This window comes from Ensifer sp. KUDG1, assembly GCF_050434285.1.
Classification (GTDB): domain Bacteria; phylum Pseudomonadota; class Alphaproteobacteria; order Rhizobiales; family Rhizobiaceae; genus Ensifer.
Window position 1 is genome coordinate 112852 of sequence record NZ_JBNDIG010000005.1, and the last position, 17605, is coordinate 130456.

General features: G+C 62.9%; 17 protein-coding genes. 12 read left to right on the forward strand and 5 right to left on the reverse strand.

Annotated features, from left to right (window positions below; genetic code table 11):
• The first annotated feature begins 17 nt into the window (after positions 1-17).
• Positions 18-356, forward strand: coding sequence for an antibiotic biosynthesis monooxygenase family protein (locus M2267_RS14860; RefSeq protein WP_043611467.1), 339 nt, complete (start codon positions 18-20; stop codon positions 354-356).
• Between the two features lie 36 nt (positions 357-392).
• Here the strand turns inward: M2267_RS14860 and M2267_RS14865 are convergent, their stop codons facing one another.
• Positions 393-866 (reverse strand): Lrp/AsnC family transcriptional regulator, encoded by a 474-nt coding sequence (locus tag M2267_RS14865; RefSeq protein ID WP_192448278.1) that lies wholly within the window; start codon positions 864-866, stop codon positions 393-395.
• A 113-nt stretch (positions 867-979) separates the two neighbouring features.
• Between M2267_RS14865 and M2267_RS14870 the strand changes: the two genes are divergently transcribed.
• The 3 genes from M2267_RS14870 to argC all read left to right on the forward strand — a co-directional run bounded on the left by M2267_RS14870 (position 980) and on the right by argC (position 3943).
• Positions 980-1771, forward strand: a complete 792-nt coding sequence (locus M2267_RS14870; protein WP_402316517.1) for a phenylalanine 4-monooxygenase — start codon at positions 980-982, stop codon at positions 1769-1771.
• A gap of 126 nt (positions 1772-1897) precedes the next feature.
• A complete protein-coding gene (gene speB, locus M2267_RS14875) occupies positions 1898-2860 on the forward strand; it encodes an agmatinase (protein ID WP_429115164.1) in 963 nt (320 codons plus the stop codon).
• Between the two features lie 150 nt (positions 2861-3010).
• Positions 3011-3943, forward strand: coding sequence for an N-acetyl-gamma-glutamyl-phosphate reductase (gene argC, locus M2267_RS14880; protein ID WP_192447293.1), 933 nt, complete (start codon positions 3011-3013; stop codon positions 3941-3943).
• A 77-nt stretch (positions 3944-4020) separates the two neighbouring features.
• Here argC and M2267_RS14885 read toward each other — a convergent pair whose 3' ends face one another.
• Entirely contained in the window at positions 4021-5124 is a 1104-nt protein-coding gene (locus tag M2267_RS14885) for a COX15/CtaA family protein (protein WP_043611463.1), read from the reverse strand.
• A gap of 173 nt (positions 5125-5297) precedes the next feature.
• On the opposite strand from M2267_RS14885, the gene M2267_RS14890 reads away from it, so the two are divergent.
• From M2267_RS14890 to M2267_RS14900, 3 genes are all read left to right on the forward strand, one after another.
• Complete coding sequence (locus M2267_RS14890) at positions 5298-5510, forward strand: DUF2842 domain-containing protein (protein ID WP_043611500.1); 213 nt, start codon at positions 5298-5300, stop codon at positions 5508-5510.
• A gap of 33 nt (positions 5511-5543) precedes the next feature.
• Positions 5544-6284 carry a metallophosphoesterase family protein gene (locus M2267_RS14895; protein ID WP_429115165.1) on the forward strand — a complete coding sequence of 247 codons (741 nt, stop codon included), beginning with the start codon at positions 5544-5546 and terminating at the stop codon, positions 6282-6284.
• Positions 6285-6407: 123 nt separating this feature from the next.
• The gene (locus tag M2267_RS14900; RefSeq protein ID WP_429115166.1) at positions 6408-7652 is read left to right on the forward strand and encodes a GNAT family N-acetyltransferase; all 1245 of its coding nucleotides are present in this window, start codon (positions 6408-6410) and stop codon (positions 7650-7652) included.
• A gap of 54 nt (positions 7653-7706) precedes the next feature.
• On the opposite strand, the gene M2267_RS14905 is transcribed toward M2267_RS14900, so the two are convergent.
• Positions 7707-9890, reverse strand: coding sequence for a GumC family protein (locus tag M2267_RS14905; RefSeq protein ID WP_429115167.1), 2184 nt, complete (start codon positions 9888-9890; stop codon positions 7707-7709).
• 203 nt (positions 9891-10093) lie between these two features.
• Here M2267_RS14905 and M2267_RS14910 point away from each other — a divergent pair, with 203 nt between their 5' ends.
• The 5 genes from M2267_RS14910 to M2267_RS14930 all read left to right on the forward strand — a co-directional run bounded on the left by M2267_RS14910 (position 10094) and on the right by M2267_RS14930 (position 15903).
• Entirely contained in the window at positions 10094-10669 is a 576-nt protein-coding gene (locus M2267_RS14910; RefSeq protein WP_034804249.1) for a polysaccharide biosynthesis/export family protein, read from the forward strand.
• A gap of 5 nt (positions 10670-10674) precedes the next feature.
• Positions 10675-11847: a glycosyltransferase family 4 protein gene (locus M2267_RS14915; protein ID WP_043611460.1), complete on the forward strand. Its 1173-nt coding sequence runs from the start codon at positions 10675-10677 to the stop codon at positions 11845-11847.
• Between the two features lie 248 nt (positions 11848-12095).
• Complete coding sequence (locus M2267_RS14920; RefSeq protein ID WP_429115466.1) at positions 12096-13469, forward strand: undecaprenyl-phosphate glucose phosphotransferase; 1374 nt, start codon at positions 12096-12098, stop codon at positions 13467-13469.
• A complete protein-coding gene (locus tag M2267_RS14925) occupies positions 13466-14710 on the forward strand; it encodes an O-antigen ligase family protein (RefSeq protein ID WP_429115168.1) in 1245 nt (414 codons plus the stop codon). Before M2267_RS14920 ends, M2267_RS14925 begins: the two co-directional genes overlap by 4 nt.
• 2 nt (positions 14711-14712) lie before the next feature.
• Positions 14713-15903 (forward strand): glycosyltransferase, encoded by a 1191-nt coding sequence (locus M2267_RS14930; RefSeq protein WP_429115169.1) that lies wholly within the window; start codon positions 14713-14715, stop codon positions 15901-15903.
• Positions 15904-15998: 95 nt separating this feature from the next.
• On the opposite strand, the gene M2267_RS14935 is transcribed toward M2267_RS14930, so the two are convergent.
• Together M2267_RS14935 and M2267_RS14940 are read right to left on the reverse strand one after the other, a co-directional pair.
• Positions 15999-16292 carry a hypothetical protein gene (locus M2267_RS14935; RefSeq protein WP_043611457.1) on the reverse strand — a complete coding sequence of 98 codons (294 nt, stop codon included), beginning with the start codon at positions 16290-16292 and terminating at the stop codon, positions 15999-16001.
• Between the two features lie 320 nt (positions 16293-16612).
• Positions 16613-17476, reverse strand: a complete 864-nt coding sequence (locus M2267_RS14940) for a glycosyltransferase family 8 protein (protein ID WP_429115170.1) — start codon at positions 17474-17476, stop codon at positions 16613-16615.
• Between the last annotated feature and the right edge of the window lie 129 nt (positions 17477-17605).

Genomic DNA, 17605 nt, shown 5'->3' on the forward strand with positions numbered 1-17605 from the left:
AGCCTTTGAGGCACCGCATGACCCGTTCTCCCGTCGCCAAGACCCCAGAGCCGCCCTATTACATCGTCACCTTCGCCTCGCGGCGCACGGCCGGTGATCACGGCTATGACAACATGGGAGACGAAATGGAGCGGCTTGCACGCGAGCAGCCGGGTTTTCTCGGCCTGGAAAGCGTTCGCGGCGCCGACGGCTTCGGCCTCACCAATTCCTACTGGGCCGATGAAGAAAGCATCGCGGCCTGGAAAAACAATGTCCGCCACCTGACGGCCCAGCGGCTCGGCCGCGAGCGCTGGTACGAGGATTACCAGGTGCGCGTCGGCAAGATCGAACGCCAATACGGATTCGAGCGCTCGTAGTTCTCCCGCGAGATAAGGGCACCACTGGCGACCGGCTTAAATCGGCAGCTCCGTCGTCGACTTGAGTTCGCGCAGGACGAAACTCGACACCACCGTGCGCACATGCGGATTGCGCATCAGGTAGCGCGTCATGAAGGCATCGTAGCTTTCGACGTCATTGGCGCGGATCTTCAGCATATAGTCGAACGTTCCGGATAAAGCGTAGCACTCCATGATCTCCGGCCGCTCGCGCACGACGGCGGAAAAGGCGGCGATCGCCTCATCGTGGTGATCTTCGAGCGTCACATGGGCGATGATGCAGAGTTTCAGATCGAGCTTTGCCGGATCGAGCAGCGCGACGCGCTTGCGGATCACGCCATCCGTCTCCAGTTCCTGCAGCCGCCGCCAGGCCGAGCTTTGCGACATGCCGGCTTTTTCGGCGAGATCGGAGAGAGACTGGCCGCTATCTGCCTGAATCAGCCGCAGCAGCTTTCGAACGGGCTGAAGATTTTCTTTCACATCGGACGGCATTTCGAATTTTCCTCCCGCCATCAGGCCTCCACCTGGCAACTGTGGAACAAATACTCGCTCCATCCGCGATACAATTGCAACAGGAGAGTTCATCTGACGAATGAGGAGACGTCATGACGAAGGAAAGCAGCTACACAGCCAAACTGCCGGAACCGGACGGCACTTATCTCTACACCCCGGAAGAAGATGCGATCTGGGGCGAGCTCTATCAGCGGCAGATGACGCTGCTCGCCGACAAGGCCTGCGACGAATATCTGGAAGGCGCAAAGACGCTCGATCTCGGCCCTGATCACGTGCCGCAGTTGAAGGACGTGAACCGGCGCCTCGCGGAAACCACCGGCTTCGGCGTCGAAGGGGTACCTGCCCTCATTCCGCCGTCCCGCTTCTACGAACTGCTGTCTCAGGGCAAGTTTCCGCTGGCGACCTTCATTCGCCGCCGCGAGCATATCGATTACATCGAAGAGCCCGACATCTTCCACGAGGTCTTCGGCCACTGCCCGCTGCTCACCAACCAGAGCTACGCCAACTTCGTGCGCCGCTTCGGCGAAAAGGCGGTTTCGCTCGGCAAGGGCTATTCCTGGCATATGTTCCGGATCTTCTGGTTCACCGTCGAGTTCGGCCTGATCAACACGCCGAAGGGTCGCCGCTGCTATGGCGCAGGCATCGTGTCTTCGCCCAACGAGACACGCAATGCGATGGGAACCCCAGGTGTCGAGTTTCGGCCCTTCGACCTGATGACCGTGCTGCGGACGCCCTATCGCATCGATATCGTCCAGCCGATCTATTACGTGATCGACAGTTTCGCCCAGCTCGAGACGATCATTGAAGAGGATATCGCCGCGCGCATCACCGAAGCCAAGGCGCTTGGCGACTTCGCCCCGACCTACGAAGCCAAGGCCTCGTAATCGCCGAAGAAACGGCCGGCAGGGCCTTGCCTTGCCGGCAACGATTGTCCAACCTTCCGCCACCACAGGTTTGAGCGGATGCGCGCAGAGGATGCGCGCTGTCCGACTCCGAGGCAGAGGCGGGATATGGCGAACAGGACAATCGATCATGCGCTGACGGCGCGCTCACTGACATCGGCGGCGTCCGATCCGACCCATGCCGGCATTCTCTCCTTCATGCGCCGCAAATATTCGAAGCAGTTGAAGGGCGTCGATGCCGTCGTCTGGGGGATTCCCTTCGACGCCGCCACGTCCAACCGTCCCGGCGCCCGCTTCGGGCCGCAGGCGATCCGCCGCGCCTCGGCCATCTTCGACAACGATCCGCAGTACCCGTTCGACCGCGATCTCTTCGCGGAGATGGCAACGGTCGACTATGGCGACTGCCTGCTCGATTACGGCAACCATTCGAAGACGCCGGCCACCATCGAACGCGAAGCGGCCAAGATCATCAGGAGCGGCGCTTATCTGCAGACGCTCGGCGGCGACCACTTCGTCACCTATCCCATCCTGAAGGCGCAGGCGGCGCTGCACGGTCCCCTCGCCCTCGTCCAGTTCGACGCCCACCAGGATACCTGGTCGGATGAGCGCGGCCGCATCGACCATGGCTCCTTTGTCGGCCGTGCGGCGCGCGAAGGGCTGATCGACACGGACGCCTCGATCCAGATCGGCATCCGCACGCACGCGCCCGAGGATTGCGGCATCCGCATTCTCTATGGCTACGACGTCGAAGAGATGAGTGCCGGCGACATCGCCGAGACGATCATAAGGCAGGTCGGCGAGCGGAAGGCCTATCTCACCTTCGATATCGACTGCCTCGACCCGGCCTATGCGCCCGGCACCGGTACCCCGGTCGCCGGCGGCCCGTCGAGCGCCAAGATCCTGTCCGTCCTGCGCAAGCTCGGCGCGCTGACGGTGATCGGCAGCGACGTGGTCGAAGTGGCGCCAGCCTACGACCATGCCGACATCACGGCGATCGCCGGCGCGACAGTCGCGATGTATATGCTGGGGCTGCATGCGGAGAAGCTTGCCGAGCGCGCGCCGCTTCGCTGAAGACGACCGTTGCCGTTGCGATGGAGGCCGGCTGCTTATATAGAAAAGGCGGGGTTGGCGGCGCTCCGCCGGCCTGTTGAGAAACTGATTCAATTCTATGCCAGAGTGATTCCGGAACGGCTTCTAACTGTCTGGCAGAACGGGAAAATCATGAAACCGAAGATCTTCATCGATGGCGAACACGGCACCACGGGCTTGCAGATCCGCACGCGCATGGCCGGCCGTAGCGATCTCGAACTGCTTTCCATTCCGGAAGCGGAACGACGCAACGCCGCGATGCGCGAAGATCTTCTGAACGACGCCGACATCGCGATCCTCTGCCTGCCGGACGACGCCTCGCGCGAGGCGGTTTCGATGGTCTCGGGCAACAACAAGGTCCGCATCATCGACACCTCGACCGCGCACCGGATTGCGCCCGACTGGGCCTATGGCTTTGCCGAAATGGACAAGGCGCAGCCGGAGAAGATCCGCAGCGCCCGTTGCGTCGCCAATCCCGGCTGCTATCCGACCGGCGCGATCGGCGTGATCCGGCCGCTGCGCCAGGCCGGCATCCTGCCCGACGGCTATCCGGTGACGGTCAATGCGGTTTCCGGTTACACCGGCGGCGGCAAGCAGATGATCGCGCAGATGGAAGACGAGACCAATGCCGACCACATCAGCGCACCGCACTTCCTCTACGGCCTGACGCTCAAGCACAAGCACGTGCCCGAGATGAAGATGCACGGCCTGCTCGACCGCGCACCGGTCTTTGCGCCCTCCGTCGGCAAGTTCGCACAGGGCATGATCGTCCAGGTGCCGCTCTATCTCGAGGACCTCGCCGCCGGTACGACGCTGGAGACGATCCACGCTGCGATCGTCGCGCATTATGCCGACCAATCGATCGTCGAGGTCGTGCCGCTCCAGGAGAGCGAAAAGCTCGCTCGCATCGACGCCACCGAGCTTGCCGGCAAGGACACGATGAAGCTCTTCGTCTTCGGCACCCCCGGCGGCAACCATGTGAACCTCGTCGCCCTGCTCGACAATCTCGGCAAGGGCGCCTCGGGCGCGGCGGTCCAGAACATGGACCTGATGCTGTCGGCCTGATCGGCAATCGGCTGAAAAACAAAAGACCCCGGCGAGCCGCTCGCCGGGGTCTTTCTTTTTCCGGATCTCGCCGGGCGTCAGTCGCGCAGTTCGATCGCCGTCGGCCGCGGGTACTCGCCGTAGAAACCGCGCCAGTGGGCGATGGCAAAGCCAAGCACCACAAGCGCGCCACCCTGGTGCGCCACGCCCCAGCCGACCGGCACCTGCAGCACCAGCGTAGTGACGCCGATCACCGCCTGCACCGAGACGAGCAGGAACAGGAGCACGGCACGGCGCGCATGGGTCGTTTCGGGTGCTGCGCGCAGCGAGGCAATCATATGCATCAGTGCGAAGGCAAAGAGCACATAGGCGCCAATGCGGTGGACGAACTGCACCGTCTTCGGGTTTTCGAACAGGTTGATCCACCAGGGCTGCTGCAGGAACAGGTCTTGCGGGATGATCGCGCCGTCCATCAGCGGCCACGTGTTGTAGCTGAAGCCGGCATCGAGACCGGCGACGAGCGCGCCGAGATAGATCTGGAACAGACTGAAGATGGCGATGATCATGGCCATCTTGCGCGAGCGGTCGGTGGGCGCCGCTTCATTCGAATGCCGACTGAGCCCGCGGAAGATCCACATGCAGGCGGCAAAGATCAGACAGGCGATGACGAGATGCGTCGCCAGCCGGTACTGGCTCACTTCCGTGCGCTCCACCAGGCCCGAGGAAACCATCCACCAGCCGATGAAACCTTGAAAACCGCCAAGCGCAAGGATCCCGAGCAGCGGCATGCGCAGTTTGCGTTCGACCTTTCCGGTGAACCAGAAATAGGCAAGCGGCAGCGCGAAGATCAGGCCGATCGTGCGCGCGAGCAGGCGGTGTGCCCATTCCCACCAGAAGATCGTCTTGAACTCGTCGACCGTCATGCCGCTGTTCATCTGCTGATACTGCGGAATGCGTTGGTAGAGCTGGAACTCCTCTTCCCACTCGGCCACCGTCAGCGGCGGGATCACGCCATGGATCGGCTTCCATTCGGTGATGGAGAGGCCCGATTCGGTAAGGCGCGTCGCGCCGCCGACGAGCACCAGGGCAAAGAGAGTGAACAGCACGACCGCCAGCCAGCCGCGGATCTGCCGGCGGTTGCGGTCGGTCCTGCCGATCTCGTTTCGAAGCATTTGTTCAGTCGCCATTTCGACGCCGGCCATCATGTTCCCTCTGGTGTCGCAGGGTTGTCGGCGGCGCAACCGGACGGATCAACGGTCGCACCTTTCGGAAAGCCGTTGATTTGCACCAGAGCGGCATGCAAAACAAGGCCGAAACCTTTGCGGCATGCGGTCGCGGCCGCTCCGCGCGCATTTGCCCCTGTGAAAGATATGAAATGCCCGTACGCCTCAGAAAGCTGATCGGCACGATCCTGATCATCATCCTCGTCGTCGTCTATGCGCTTGCCGCCGTTACCTTCGCCTCGCTGCTGCTTGGCGCTGCTCCCTGGTACGTGCACCTGGCCTATTTCTTCTTCACCGGCCTGCTCTGGATCTTGCCGGCCATGCTGATCATCAAATGGATGGAAAAGCCCGCTCGGGATCGTTGATCCTCGGTCCGGTAGCCATTCGGGAGGACGCCCATGCGACTTGCGGTCATCGCGGACATCCACGGCAACGATCTTGCGCTCGAAGCGGTGCTCGCAGACATCGATGCACAAGGGATCACCGATATCGTCAATCTTGGCGATCATCTGAGCGGTCCCCTCAACGCAGCGCGCACGGCAGACATCCTGATGGAACGGGCGATCTCCTCGATCCGCGGCAATCACGACCGTTACCTGTTGACGGTCGATCCGCGCGACATGGGGCTCTCCGATCGCGCGGCGTTCGATGAGTTGAAGCTGGAGCACCGCGAGTGGCTGGCCACCCTGCCCGTCGCACACATCCACAGGCAAACGTTCTTCCTCTGCCATGCGACCCCGACCGACGATGAGACCTACTGGCTCGAAGCCCTGACGGCGGACGGTACGGTTCATAGGGCCGCGCGTTCGGCTATCGAGGCCGAAGCTGTCGGGATCGACTATCCGGTAATCCTGTGCGGCCACACCCACATTCCTCGCGTCGTCCGCCTCTCCGACGGACGTCTGGTCGTCAACCCCGGCAGCGTCGGCTGCCCCGGCTACACCGACAGCCGGCCGGTGGCCCACAAGGTCGAGGCCGGATCCCCGCACGCGCGCTACGCCATCGTCGAGCAATCGGGGACGGAATGGGACGTGACCTTTCGCAGCGTGACCTACGACTGGACGGCGATGTCGCAACTTGCGGCCCGCCGCAACCGCCTTGAATGGGCCAGCGTGTTGGCAACCGGCTTCATCGCGTGAGGCGTCAATTTCGTTTCACGCTTTGCTAACCGCGTTCGCCGGTTATTGCCAATCGACCTTCATAAGCACTCCCGAATTAAAGCGGTTCAATCTCTCCGCAACAAGGACCGGACGGCACCTGCGATGACGAACTCGGAACTCACCATGGACGGCTCCGGCGACCGCCGCGCGCATGCGTCCTTGCGTGCAGATCCGACCGATGCCACCGGCCGCTTCGAAATCTCGCTTCACCGCGACCTGGAGACACTCGAAACCGAGTGGCGCATGCTCGACACCCTTCCCGGGAACTCGCTGCACCATGCCTATCATTGGTGCCGCGCCTGGGCTGCGACCCACGCCAGCGACCTGGCTCTCCTACGGATTACGTTCGATGGCGAGCTCCTGCTCATCCTGCCGCTGGAAGTGGCGCGCGGACGCCTGTTTCGAACGGCAAAGCTGATTGGAACCGAGCACAGCAACCTCAACACCGGGCTGTTTGCCCACAACGCCGCGGCCATCATCACCACGCCCGCGCTTGCCGAGGCGCTTGCCCGCGCCATCTGCGACGCACTGCGCGGCCTGGCCGACATCGTCATGCTCGATCGCCTGCCGAACGACTGGCGCGGCGACCCCAGCCCCTTTGCCCTGTTTTCGGGCGTTACCAATCCCAACCCGTCGTTCCAGCTTCCCCTTCTCGGTGGCATTCAGCCCACACTAGCCCAGCTCAACGCCAAGCGGCGGCGCAAGAAGATGCGCATTTCCGAACGGCGGCTGGCTGAAATGGGCGGCTACGACTATGTGGTCGCCCGCACGAGCGACGAGGCCCAAGCCCTGCTCGACACTTTCTTTCGGCAGAAGGCGACGCGCTTTGCCACCCTCGGCTTTCCCGATGTCTTCCAGGATCCGGAAACGCAGGCGTTTTTCCATACGCTCGCCGCCCGCGTGGACGACGACGTTCAGCTCATGGAACTCAATGCCATACGCCTGCGAGGCGAAAATGACGGCCGGATCGTCGCCGTCGCCGGACTGTCGCGCAAGGCAGATCACGTAATCTGCCAGTTCGGGTCGATCGACGAAGCGATGGCCGGCGACGCCAGCCCGGGTGAATTGCTGTTCTACCGCATGATCGAGCGCCTATCAGGCGAAGGCGTGCGCCTGTTCGACTTCGGCGTCGGCGACCAGCCCTACAAGCGCTCCTGGTGCACGATCGAGACGCCGTTGCGCGATATCGTACTGCCGGTGACGCTCGCTGGCCGGCTCGCGGGCCTTCGGCACTACCTCGTCGTGAGGGCAAAAAGGGCGATCAAGGCGAACAAGGCCGTCTATGGCCGCATTCAGCGCACGCGACGGCGCAGGCAAGGCAAGACCTTCGACAACAGTGCCGACTGATCATCCACCCTAGAGCACGGTCCCTGCGCTTTGCGGCAGAGGCCCGCGCCGCCATTACGCCGCGTCGCGATCCGGATATTCGGGGTCCGATTGCACCTGGCCGGTCATCAGCACGATGTCGCGGTAGCCCGCCGCGCCGAAGCCGGTCAGTACCTCGACGATCCGTTCGTCGCTCACCGACGGTGCCGACAGGATGATTTCGGCGCCATCACGACCGGCAATCTTCTCCACGGCCATTTCATCGGCTGGGCCGCATTCGAGCAGGACGAGATCATAGGCGTTGGTCAAGGCGTCGATGATCATCTTCAGCCGGTCGATGCCACGCATCGCCTGGCGCGGATCGGCATCGCCCTGGGGGATGATGTGCGCGTCGGAAAAGCGGTCGGCGTGGATCGTGTCCGTGAAGGGCACCTCCCCCGCCAGGAGATTGGTGATCCCCGGGAGCTGCTGCGAGCGCGCCATCAGCCGTGTCGGGCAGGCAGAGCCCGTCAGGTCGATCAGCACGACCTTCAGTTCTTCTTCGGCGAGCAACCGGGCGAGCATCACGGTCGCGGTGGAGCCCTCGTCTCCGCCGGGCGAAACCGAAATCGCAACGCGCACATTGGTGGCACGCAGATGCTCGGCGACGGCTTCGATCGAGAAATCCGCCTCGGCGGCCTCCTCCTCCGTGTCCGGGGCAAGCGAAAGCTCCGCCGCAGGCAGCAAGTCGACTGCGTCATCGGCTGCGGACGAAATGACGGGCGATGCCTCAGCCATCTGGGCCGGCGGCAAATCGGCAACGCTTGCGGCAAGCGCCGGACGGGGCCGGACCGGTGCCCGTTCGCCCGTAGCTGAAACCGGCCGCAAGGCTCGCCCGCTGAAAAGCTCGCCGAGCATGATGCCAATGCAGGTCAGGAGGAACGTTGCAAGCGCTGCAACGATGGTGATCGGCAGTACTTTCGGGAAGCTCGCGCCGGTCGGAACCACGGCACTCGAAATGACCCGTGCATCGGCCGGCGTCGCATTCTCGACGGTGCGCGATGTCGCCTCGCGATAGCGCGCGAGATAGGTCTCCAGCAATTGGCGCTGCGCGGTCGCTTCGCGCTCGAGCGCGCGCAGCCCCACCTCTTCTTCGCCGGCCTGCGCCGACTGTGCCTTCAGCGCATTCAACTGCTGCCCGAGCTGCTGTTCGCGCAGTTCGCCGACCTTCGCCTCGTTTTCGAGGCTCGTCAGGATCTTGCGTGTCTCGGTGCTGATCTGGCCGCGGATACCTTCGAGCTGCGACTTCAGCGCCTTCAGACGGGGGTGACCGTCAAGCAGGGTGGTCGAGAGGTCCGCCACCTGCGCCTGCAGGTTCGCTTCCGTCTCCTTCAGCCGCTGGATCATCTGCGAACCGACGACATCGGCAATGGTGTCCGGCGCGCGGCCGCTTGCCAGCGCCGAGCGTACGCCGGCGGCACGCGCTTCCGCATTGGCGCGCTCGCCGCGCACCCGCGCCAGTTCCGACGAAATATCCGTAAGCTGCCGGGTCGCGAAGTTGGTGGTTTCACCGGTCGGCAACAGATCGGACGAGGCGCGATAGGCCGCAACCTTCGCTTCGGCGTCGCGCACCTTCTCGCGCAGATTGGCGATCTCGGGTTCGAGCCAGCGTGTCGCCTCGGAATTGGTATCGAGCTTTGCGCCGCTCTGGAGCGCCAGGAAGACCTTCGCCATCTCGTTGGGCACGGCGGCCGCAAGCTGGCGGTCCTTCGAGGTGAAGGCGATCGCGATCACGCGCGACTTCTCCACCTGGTAGACCTGGAGCTTGTCGGAGAATTCCTTGAGCACCCTCTCCTCGGGCGGCATCTCAAGCGGATTCTTCTTCAGGCCGAGCATGACGAGAAGATCGGAAAGCGCTGAGGGCGCCGACGACGGATCAAACTCCTTGAGCTCGTAGAGCTTCATGTTGCGGGCGACCTGCTTGATGAGGTCGGCCGACTTGAGCACCTGTACCTGGCTGAGAATGCCGGATTCGTCGAAGACGCGGTCGGCTCCCGCCTGGGAAGCCTGGTTGGGGCCGCTGAACTCCGGCTCGCGCGATTCGATCAGCACGCGGGTTTCGCTCTGGTAATCCGGCGCGATCATCTTTGCTGCGCCGAAAGCAAGCGCCGCCACAGCGACGGTGGCGAGCAAAACCTTGACGCGCCGATCCCAGACGGCGCGAAACAGGCCGCCGAGGTCGATATCCACATCCTGCTGTGCGCTGCCGCTTCCCGACATGCTCGTCGCTCCGAACTTTCAAATCTCGCCGGACCGTAAAGGAACATGGTAACGCAAGGGTTAATGCGATCAACCTGCGGATGGTAAAGGCCGGGCGGCATCGCCAGGTCTCCGCGAAAATTCTACCGCGAGTTTACCTGCTATTAACCCTAACGGATCGATAACGTCACAAAAGCTGGTCGTTTCCGGAGCCTATGAACCGCATGTCCACTGCAGCTATCAAGACGGGTCTCGCGATCACGGCGGCAGCGCTGTCGATGTTGCTCGGCGGCTGCACGAGCTACCAGCCCGCACCCAAAGCCTTCAGCGAAGCCACGATCCAGCCCTATCGGCTCGACAGCGGCGACCGCCTGCGCATCAACGTTTTCGAACAGGCCGGCCTCAGCGGCACCTACACGGTCGATCAGGCCGGCTACGTCGCCTTCCCCCTGATCGGCACGGTCGCCTCGCGCGGCAGAACCCTGCCCGAACTCGAAGGCATGATCGCCGCCAAGCTGAAGCAAGGCTATCTGCGCGATCCAGACGTCACGATCGAGGTCGATCGCTACCGTTCCGTCTTCATCATGGGCGAAGTCGGTCAGGCCGGCCAGTATGCTTATGTTCCGGGGATGACCGTGCAGAACGCGATCGCGGTTGCCGGCGGCTTCTCGCCGCGCGCCAACCAGTCGAACGCCGACATTACGCGCAAGATCAATGGCCGCATCATCACCGGCCGGGTCCCGATCACCGACGCTGTTCTTGCCGGCGACACGATCTATGTTCGCGAACGCCTGTTCTGATCTCGATGCAACAAGAGCGGCCCTTGCGCATCATCCACTGCTTCAGGTCGCCTGTCGGCGGGATATTCCGCCACGTGCGCGACCTGGCCGAGGCGCATGCCAAGGCCGGCCATGAGGTCGGGATCCTCTGCGACAGCACGACAGGCGGCAGTCACGAGGATCGGCTGTTCGACGAAATTCGCCCCTATCTGGCGCTCGGCCTCATCCGGATGCCGATCCATCGCTCGGTCGGGCCGTCGGATTTTGCCGCGTTGTGGCGCGGCTACAAGGAAATCAGAAGTTTGCGGCCGGATGTGTTGCATGGGCACGGCGCCAAAGGCGGCGTCATTGCCCGGCTCATCGGTTCAGCCCTGCGGGTCAACAAGTATCGCGTAGCCCGCCTCTATTCGCCACATGGCGGCAGCCTGCACTACCGTCCAGGCTCTCTGACCGGGCGCTTGGTCTTCCCGGCCGAGCGGATCCAGCAGCGGATCACCGACGCCCTCGTCTTCGTCTGCGACTTCGAGCGGCAGACCTATTTCGCAAAGGTCGGTGCACCGCGCGAGCGCAACGAGCTGATCTACAATGGCATCGACGACCGGGAATTCGAGGTCGTCCCGCCCCAGCCGGATGCGGTCGATTTTCTCTATATCGGCATGATGCGGGACCTGAAGGGTCCCGATCTGTTTGTGGAGGCTTTCGCCCAGACCGAACGGCTTGTCGGCCGGCCGCTGTCAGCGCTGATGATCGGCGACGGCCCGCAGCAGCAGGAATACAGCGACCTGGTGCTGCAGCAGGGTCTCGGCCGCCGTATCCGCATGCAGCCGGCGATGAAGACGCGCGAGGCCTTTGCGCTGACGCGCAACATCGTCGTTCCCTCGCGCGCCGAATCCATGCCCTATATCGTGCTTGAGGCGCTGGCCGCGCGAAAGCCTGTTATCGCCAGCCGTGTCGGCGGCATCCCGGAAATTCTCGGACGCGACAGCACCGCGCTTGCCGAACCTGCCAATGCCCGGTCGCTTGCCGACATCATGGCCCGCGCAATCACAGAGAAAGACTGGGCGGCACGTGTGATGCCCGACCCGAGCACGTTCAAGTCGCAATTTGCAGCTTCGGTAATGTCGGCGGATATGTTAAGCCTCTATCGGGAATTGTGCCGTTACCAGCCGCCCGCCGATAGCGTGTTGCCCACAACGTAAGCGTTTCTTAGTGGCTTTCTGCTATCCCGGCTGAGGGACTTCAGCGCCGGAAGACAGCCATGAACAAGTTTGACCGCCCGGGTTCGTTCGATCCCGAAGCGCTTCGCAAGAAGATTTCGGAAATCCGCGCCCGCGCGCCTGGCGAAATGCCGGACGAAACGACGACCACGGATCTCAATCCGCTGGCGCGGCAGATCGCCGAGCAGTTCAGCGCCGATACCTATTCGCCAGCGATGATCATGGGGCTGATGCGCCTGTTCGAGTTCAGCGCGCTCTTTGCGATCGGCTATGCCATTAACGCGCTTTATGTCCAGCCGGGCTTCGAGCAGCTGCCGCTCTATCTGGCAATCCTCTTTGGCGGCTCCGCCCTGGCGGTCGCTGCCATGCAGATCGCCGACACCTACCAGATCCCGGCGCTGCGCGCCTGGCTGCGGGTGATGCCGCGCATCCTTGCCTCCTGGGCCATCGCATTCGGCGGCATCGCCATCGCGCTGTTCTTCCTCAAATCCGGCCATCAGTATTCACGTGTCTGGTTCGGTGGCTGGTTCATCGGCGGCGCAATCTTTCTGATCGCCGAGCGCGCCTTCATCGCCTATTCGATCCGCCATTGGGCCCGAAACGGCACGATGGAACGCCGCGCCGTCGTCGTCGGTGGTGGCCAGCCGGCCAAGGACCTGATCCGCACGCTCGAGGACCAACCCGACAACGACATCCGAATCTGCGGTATTTTCGACGACCGCGACGAGCGCCGCTCGCCCAACGTGATCGCCGGCTACCCGAAGCTCGGAACAGTCGACGAACTGGTGGAATTCGCCCGCCTGGCCCGCATCGACATGCTGATCATCTCGCTGCCGCTCACGGCAGAGAAGCGCATTCTCCAGCTTCTGAAGAAGCTCTGGATCCTGCCGGTCGACATCCGGCTCGCCGCCCACGCCAACAATCTGCGCTTCCGCCCGCGCAGCTATTCCCATGTCGGCGACGTCCCGATGCTCGACATCTTCGACAAGCCGATCGCCGATTGGGACTCCGTCGCCAAGCGCGGCTTCGACATCTTCTTCAGCCTGGTCGCCCTCGTGCTTCTGTGGCCGATCATGCTCGGCGCGGCGATTGCGGTCAAAGCAACCTCCCCCGGCCCGATCATCTTCAAGCAGAAGCGGCACGGCTTCAACAACGAGACCATCGAGGTGTACAAGTTCCGTTCGATGTATACGCATATGAGCGACCCGACGGCCCGCAACGCCGTGACCAAGGGCGATCCGCGCGTCACCCCAGTCGGCCGCTTCATCCGCAAGTCCTCGATCGACGAGCTGCCGCAGATCTTCAACGTGCTGAAGGGTGAGCTGTCGCTCGTCGGGCCGCGGCCGCACGCTGTGCTCGCCCAGACCCAGAACCGCACCTATTCCGACGTCGTCGAAGGTTACTTCGCCCGCCACCGCGTCAAGCCCGGCGTCACCGGCTGGGCGCAGATCAACGGCTGGCGTGGCGAGATCGACAACGACGACAAGATCCGCCTGCGCACCGCCTTCGACTTGCACTACATCGAAAACTGGTCGCTGCTCTTCGACCTCAAGATCCTGTTCCTGACGCCGTTCAGGCTGCTCAACACCGAGAATGCCTATTGAGCACCGTCGATACAGGCCGGCTCCCGATCGCTCGTCCCCAGCTTGCGGCGCTCTCGCTGCTCGGCTCCGGGCTCGTCGCCTTTGCGGTGTTTCTCTCCGGCTTCGTCATTTTCGAGCCGGCGCCCTATGAGCTGTTCCTGGTGGCACTCATCGGCCTTTGGGCGCTTGTGGGCCTCAAGATCTCGCGCAGCGTCGCCCCGCTGCTGACGCTTCTGACCCTTTTCATGGTCGGCGGCATGCTGTCCCTAACGGTCATGACCGACCTGACAAAGGGGCCGATGTACATGGCGGTCTCCGGCTTCCTCGCGCTCTCGTCGGTCTTCTTCGCAGCCATCATCGAGGACCGCCACGAACGGCTGCGGCTGATCTTCAACGCCTGGACGGCGGCGGCCATCATCACGGCACTGCTCGGCATCCTCGGCTATTTCGGCGCCGTGCCGGGTGCGGAAAACTTCACGCTCTATGGCCGCGCCAAGGGCGCATTCCAGGATCCGAACGTCTTCGGCCCGTTCCTCTCGGTGCCGGCCATGTACCTGATCCACGGCATCCTCACGCAGCCCATCCAGAAGGCGCCACCCAAGATCGCCGCGCTGCTGGTGCTGGCACTCGGCGTCTTCCTTTCATTTTCCCGCGCAGCCTGGGCCCTCAACCTCTTCTGCGTCGTCGCCTTCGTCTTCGTGATGCTGCTGAAAGAGCGAAACGGCCTCTTTCGCCTGCGTATCCTGGTGCTGGCCCTGGTCGGCGGAATCATGATCGTCGGCGCCCTCCTCGTTGCGCTGCAGTCCGAGCAGGTCGCAACGCTCTTTTCCAGCCGCTCGCAGCTGGTGCAGGACTACGACGGCGGCCACCTCGGGCGCTTCGACCGCCACAGGCTCGGTTTCCTGATGTCGATGGAAAAGCCGCTCGGCATCGGTCCCATGGTCTTCAGCACGATCTTCCCCGAAGACGAGCACAACGTCTGGCTGAAGTCGCTGACCTCCTACGGCTGGCTCGGTTTCATCAGCTACGTGACGCTGATCATCTGGACGCTCTCGCTCGGCTTCCGCTTTCTGCTGCTGAACCGCCCCTGGCAGACCTATCTGATGATCGCCTGGGTCGCCGTTCTCGGCCATGTCGGCGTCGGCAATGTTATCGACACGGACCATTGGCGCCACTTCTACCTGCTCATCGGAATTATCTGGGGTTGCGCCGCCCTTGAATATCGCCATCGCCGGCAGGCGCGCGCCGGCCGGAGCTCCTGACCATGGAACATGTGGTTCCGCGCCGGTCGCCGGCCCCTTCCCTCAAGCTCCTAGAAGTACTGGAGCCGAGCGGTGGCGGCTCGGGCCGGCACTTCCTCGATCTCTGCCGCGGCATGCACAAGCGCGGGCATCACGTCGAGGCCGTCTATTCGCCGGTGCGCGCCGAGGAAGGTTTCGTTCGTGAACTGAAAGCAATCGGCCTGCCGGCGGTACACGCCGTCGCGATGAGACGCGCGCCCGGGCCGTCTGACGTCGGCTGCTTTCTCGAACTCCGGCGCATCATCCAGAACAACGGTTTCGACATCGTCCATGGCCACAGTTCCAAGGCCGGTGCGCTGACGCGCCTGCGGCTGCCCGGTTCTCATGTGCCGCGCATCTACACGCCACACGCCTTTCGCACGCTCGACCCGACGCTCGGCCGCGGCGGACGGCTGATCTATGGCACGATCGAATGGGCTCTGGCCCGCTTCTTTACCGATCACCTGATCTGCGTCTCCGACGACGAGTTTCATCACGCGCTGTCCTTGCACATGCCGGAGAAGCGCATGTCGGTGATCGTCAATGGCGTGGCACCACCCTCGGGCGAAATGGCGCAGACGCTGCGCGCCAGCTTCGGGATCGCGCCGGACGCTTTCGTTTTCGGCTTCGTTGGACGATTGTCCGCCCAGAAGGCGCCGGAACGGCTGATCGCCGCTTTCAAGAGTGTGGCCGCCTCGGTCAGAAACAGCCACCTGGTCATGGTCGGCAGCGGCGAGCTCGAGGGCAGCCTTCGCAAAGCGATTGCCGAAAGCGGGCTGCAGAACCGGATGCATCTGACCTCCGCCTTCACCGGCCCGCAGGCCGTGCCGGCCTTCGACCTCCTGGTGATGCCGAGCCGCTACGAGGCGATGTCCTATGTGATGCTTGAAGGGGCTGCGGCCGGCAAGGTGATCATCGCCACCGATATCGGTGGCGCGCGCACGGTGATCGAGGACGGGCGGAACGGTTATATCCTTCCCAATAGCGACGACACATCAGCACTCGCCAAGAGCATGATCAGTGCCGCGGAGCCCGAAACCTTCAAGGCCCTGTCGGCCAGCGCGGTAAGCCTGAAGGACCGCTTTACGCTTGCCGTCATGCTCGACCGTACGGAGGCCCTTTACCGGAACGCGGCTTCAAAGCTGCAGACGGCCGCCCCTCAGCCAGTCACCTAGGACGGACAGCGGCGGCGTGATTGCCGCAGCGCGCCTACAGAAAGCAAAAAAGAGGCCCTGTCGAAGGACCTCTTTTGCTGCATTTGCAGGATCGCTTAAGGCGTTGATCCTTCCGCGCCCGAACCACCGCCGGTATCGGGGTTCGAACTCGGCGCCCCCGTATCGCCGTTGGAATTGGCGGTACCGGTATCCGGGTTGGAGCTCGCAGCACCGGTATCCGGGTTGGAACTCGCCGTGCCGGTATCACCCGATGAGCCGGTAGGCTGGCCCGGAACGAGGATGACGGCGTCGTCGGCACGGGCGGTGCCGGACGTCGAAATGACCGGCATTGCCGTCAGGGCCGAAAGCCCGAGCAACGACACGGCAAAAATCTTCGAAAGCGTCTTCATTCCATTCCTCCTTTGGCAGGCAGGCGCCCGCCATAAGGCCATTCCATCACTTTCGCGAGGACGGCGATCGGCCCCAGCCGCGTGGACCATCGCACCGGAACGAGGCATTTTAGCGATTTCGGATGAGCGATAAATTTTATCCAACGCAACCAACGGGGGTCCGTGCGGTTTCGTGTGCCGATCACAGCCAAGTGCGACCGGGGCCGGGGCGATGCTGAGATAGCCCGTTACAAGGCCAAACCGAAGCTTGGAGCACCGGAGCCGGCAAGGCAGGCATCACGATTGCGGACGCAGCCGACCGAACTCCGGCTGGCCGAGTTTCAGCGCTCGAAAAGTCTTCGGACGGAGTGCGTCAGCCGACTGATCCGCTTGTGCCAGCGCGACTTGAGACGCTTGCTCGCCCAAGGCGTCGCTTGCCGGTACTGCAAATACAGGGGCTGCGCCGGGTGCTGGCAACGAACGGAGTTGGGCTTGTCGTGCGTGAAATGGAAGATCGCCGGTTCGTCGGCATGCGAATGCAGGATCACATTCCAACGACGGTCGAGGGAAGCGAATTGCCCAACGAGAGCGATGTTCAAGGCGTCCTGATCGAAGAATTTCAGCCTTGCGGCCTGTGAACGGACAATCTCGAGGCAGCGACTGGACAGATCCCTCTTCAACCATTCCACAATGTCGATCAGCAAAACGCCGGAATTCATCGTTCTCGTTCCGTCCGGAAGCTTCAGACGCGCATTGTCCTGGTTGGAAACGCCGCCGACAGCGGCCACCGGCATGCCGGACATATCCAGGTTCAGCAACGGACGCAGACTGTCGACCACGATCGTATCGGCGTCGAGATAGACGAGCCGCCCCTCCTTGCAGCCAAGGAGGTCTGGCAAGACAAGCCGGGTATAGATCGACCGGCTCCAGTTGCTGTTGGTCTTCAACCCATCGAATTGCCGAAGCGTTCTTTCGGACAATTCGAACAGCGTTAAGCGCAGGCGTCCGCCGCACTGTCTCAGATGCGATTTATCCTTGGGGGTCAGTCCGTCGCAGAAGACGATGACGTTGACCTCGTCGACGTCGCCATTCAGAGCCAGCGTATGCAACATCACTCCGGCGAACTCGACAAACCTGCGGTCCACGGAAGTGACGACAAAACACGCGCTTAAAGCCAAAGCCGATTCATCAGTTTCCGCACGCATTAAGCCCCCCAAATCGTGCCAGGCCATCAAGACAATGACCCGCTATTCGCCCATCCCTCACGGCAAGGCCGCCGAAGTGATCGGTCGCTTATCGAAAAGATGAAGGGAAAACAAAATTCCTCAGGGGAT